The sequence below is a fragment of the Propionivibrio sp. genome, from assembly GCF_049316945.1.
GTDB lineage: Bacteria > Pseudomonadota > Gammaproteobacteria > Burkholderiales > Rhodocyclaceae > Propionivibrio.
On the sequence record NZ_JBMOJE010000293.1, the window covers coordinates 1 to 2,774 of the forward strand.

The following is a 2,774-nucleotide window of genomic DNA, read 5'->3' on the forward strand; positions in this document are numbered from 1 at the left end:
GGGATTCCGCGTGCGCAAAGAAAAGAATTTGCGCACCCTACCGGGCTTTGATTCTCCCTTTGATTCTGCGCCGCGTGCGGTTTGGTAGGGTGTGAAACGCGAAGCGTTGCGCACCACCCGGCGGATCCAGCACGTCGGCGCGAGGGGATTCCGCGTGCGCAAAGAAAAGAATTTGCGCACCCTACCGGGCTGCCTTGCTTTTGTGGATTGCTGAATCTGCTGACTTTGCGCCAAGACAATCATCGGCTTCGCATCGGGCACATCCGGCGGTAGATCGACAAACATTTGCAGTTCTCTTTCTCCTTTGATTCTCTGAGGGTGAAAATTATTACAACCTCTGGAATAGCCGCAAACAGGCGATCTACAGCCACTCACACCGCACAGCCAATGAATACAACCATCTTCAGGTGTGTATCTTGAAGATCCTTTATCCATAAGCCCTGCAGCCTTGCTTGCAGAAAATCACCCCCACAGGTCGCCCAGGCAAAACTCGACGGCGTCGAAAGGTGCGACGCGCACAGGGGCGTCATCCTGCAGGGCGGCGATCAGCATCCAGTGGCCCTGGCTCAGTGCGTAGGCTTCCAGCGTGCGCGCCTCCGGGTCGACCAGCCAGGCGTAGGCGACACCGTAACTGGCATAGAAAGGCAGCTTGACGATACGGTCCTTGCGCGCGGTGGAAGGCGAGAGGATTTCGCAGACCCAGTCGGGCACGACTTCAAAGCGGTGGTCGTCGGGCACCTGCGGCATGCGTGCGCGCCGCCAGCCCGCAAGGTCGGGAACTGCCACCTCGGTATCGCGCACGAAATGCACTTCCGGTTCCGGGATGATCCACCAGCCGCCGGGGCCGTTGCGACCGAAGTCGTAAGGCCCGCAGAGGTCAAAACTCAGCGCCCGCTCAGCCAGGCCATGGCGACCACTCGGTCGCGGCTGGCTGTGCAATTGGCCGTTGATGATTTCGCCGGTCAGATTTTCGGGCAAGTTGCACAGTTGCTCATAGAGCGGAACAGCTTTCAGCGCAGAAAGGGCATTCATCAAAGTCTCCTTCGGGTCGCTTATCTTACCGCAAGCCCCTCCAGGCAATACTCAGAACTGCTTGACCTCGATGTTCAGCGTTTGTATCCGGTAAGCGATCTGGCGCGGCGTCATGCCGAGGATGCGGGCGGCCTTGGCCTGCACCCAGCCGGCCTGTTCCAGGGCGGTGATGACGCGCTCTTTTTCCGAGAGATTCGGGTCGTCGATATCGACTTCCGGGATCGGGCTGTAGACCGGGTTGAGTGCCGCTGGCGCCGCTCCCCGCTGCGGGCGGTGAGCGGTGCGCTCGCGGGCACTGGGGAAGCGGATCAGATCGACATCGATATGGCCGTCTTCCGAGAGAACGGCGGCACGTTCCAGGCAATTTTCAAGCTCGCGCACATTGCCCGGCCAGGTGTGGCTGGCCAGCCGGCGCTGGGCCATATCGCTCAGGGTCAGCTTGCGCTTCTGGCTGGCGCCGATCTTGCTGAGCAGATGGCGGGCGATTTCCGGGATGTCTTCGATCCGCTCGCGCAGCGGCGGCAGGAACAGCGGCATGACATTCAGGCGATAGAACAGGTCTTCGCGGAAGTCGCCCATATCGACGGCGGTTTCCAGGTCGCGATGGGTGGCGGCGATGAAGCGCACATCGACCTTGATCGTCCGGCTGCCACCGACGCGTTCGAATTCGCCTTCCTGCAGAACGCGCAGCAATTTGGCCTGGAATGGTGACGAGATATCACCGATCTCATCGAGAAACAGGGTGCCGCCGTGCGCCTGTTCGAAACGCCCTTTACGTGCCTCGACAGCACCGGTAAAGGCGCCGCGTTCGTGCCCGAAGAGTTCGGATTCCAGCAGGTTTTCCGGCAATGCGGCACAGTTGAGGCGGACCATCGCGTTGCGTGCGCGCGGCGAGTTGTAGTGGATGGCGTTGGCGATCAGCTCCTTGCCGGTGCCGGTTTCACCGCGAATCAGCACTGTCGTGTTCCACTTGGCGACCAGGCGTGCCTGGTCGAAAACGCGGCGCATGGTCGCCGAGCGGCCGACCATGCTGTCGAATCCGAACTGGTGACGGACGGTGCGCCGGAGCAGGTCGCGCTCCTCGACCAGCGTCGATTTTTCCTGCTCGACTTCGAGCGACAGGCGCAGGCTCTGGCCGATCAGGTTGGCGACCATTTCGACGAACTGTGCGCGTTCTTCGAGCAGGCCATCGTCCGGCGCGCCGGGTTGTACGGCAAGAATCCCCTGCAGGTTGCCACCAACCTTGATCGGCACGGCGATAAAGGGCAACTCCGGCTGATAGATTTCAAGGCGGTTGAGAAAGCGCGGCTCATCGGCGATGCGGGTGAACATCATGGTGCGCGGTTTTTCCAGCATCAGGCCGAGGATGCCTTCGCCCGGCTCATACTGAACATCGCTGACCGCTGACTGGTGGTGCAGCAAGTGCGCTGCCAGATTGCCGGAATTCGGATCAACGATGCCGATCATGCCGCAGGTCAGCCCGGCTTCGTCGTGCAGGATGCGCAGCACGTCGCGCAGACTTTCATTGAAGGCCAGCGAGCGGCTGAGAACGCGGCTGACCGCATAGAGCGCGGCGAGCAGCAGGATATTCAGTTCATGTGTTCGACAATAGCCGCTGCTGCCCGTGGCGGGTAGCGCATCGACAGTGCGGATGATGTGTTCGCGCATGCTTTTCTCGGGGTATTTACGGCATTATGTAGCAGCTACCCCAAGCTAAATCAACGACTTATTCGTCCCGATCC

Annotated in this window: 3 protein-coding genes; all 3 read right to left on the reverse strand. The window is 60.7% G+C overall.

All coding sequences use genetic code 11. From position 1 onward, the window contains the following. The coding region (locus ACOYNV_RS27155; protein ID WP_422902939.1) for a hypothetical protein at window positions 1-435 on the reverse strand (435 nt) is incomplete at its 3' end. 27 nt (window positions 436-462) lie between these two features. After that, window positions 463-1,032, reverse strand: a complete 570-nt coding sequence (locus tag ACOYNV_RS27160; RefSeq protein ID WP_422902940.1) for a Uma2 family endonuclease — start codon at window positions 1,030-1,032, stop codon at window positions 463-465. Between the two features lie 51 nt (window positions 1,033-1,083). Next, on the reverse strand, window positions 1,084-2,700 hold the full coding sequence (gene nifA / locus ACOYNV_RS27165; protein ID WP_422902941.1) for a nif-specific transcriptional activator NifA: 1,617 nt from the start codon (window positions 2,698-2,700) through the stop codon (window positions 1,084-1,086). Between the last annotated feature and the right edge of the window lie 74 nt (window positions 2,701-2,774).

What these genes read in the sequence shown, in the direction of transcription:
- ACOYNV_RS27160 (WP_422902940.1), bottom strand. Translation starts at nt 1,032, where the DNA reads ATGAATGCCCTTTCTGCGCTGAAAGCTGTTCCGCTCTATGAGCAACTG.
- nifA (WP_422902941.1), bottom strand. Translation starts at nt 2,700, where the DNA reads ATGCGCGAACACATCATCCGCACTGTCGATGCGCTACCCGCCACGGGC.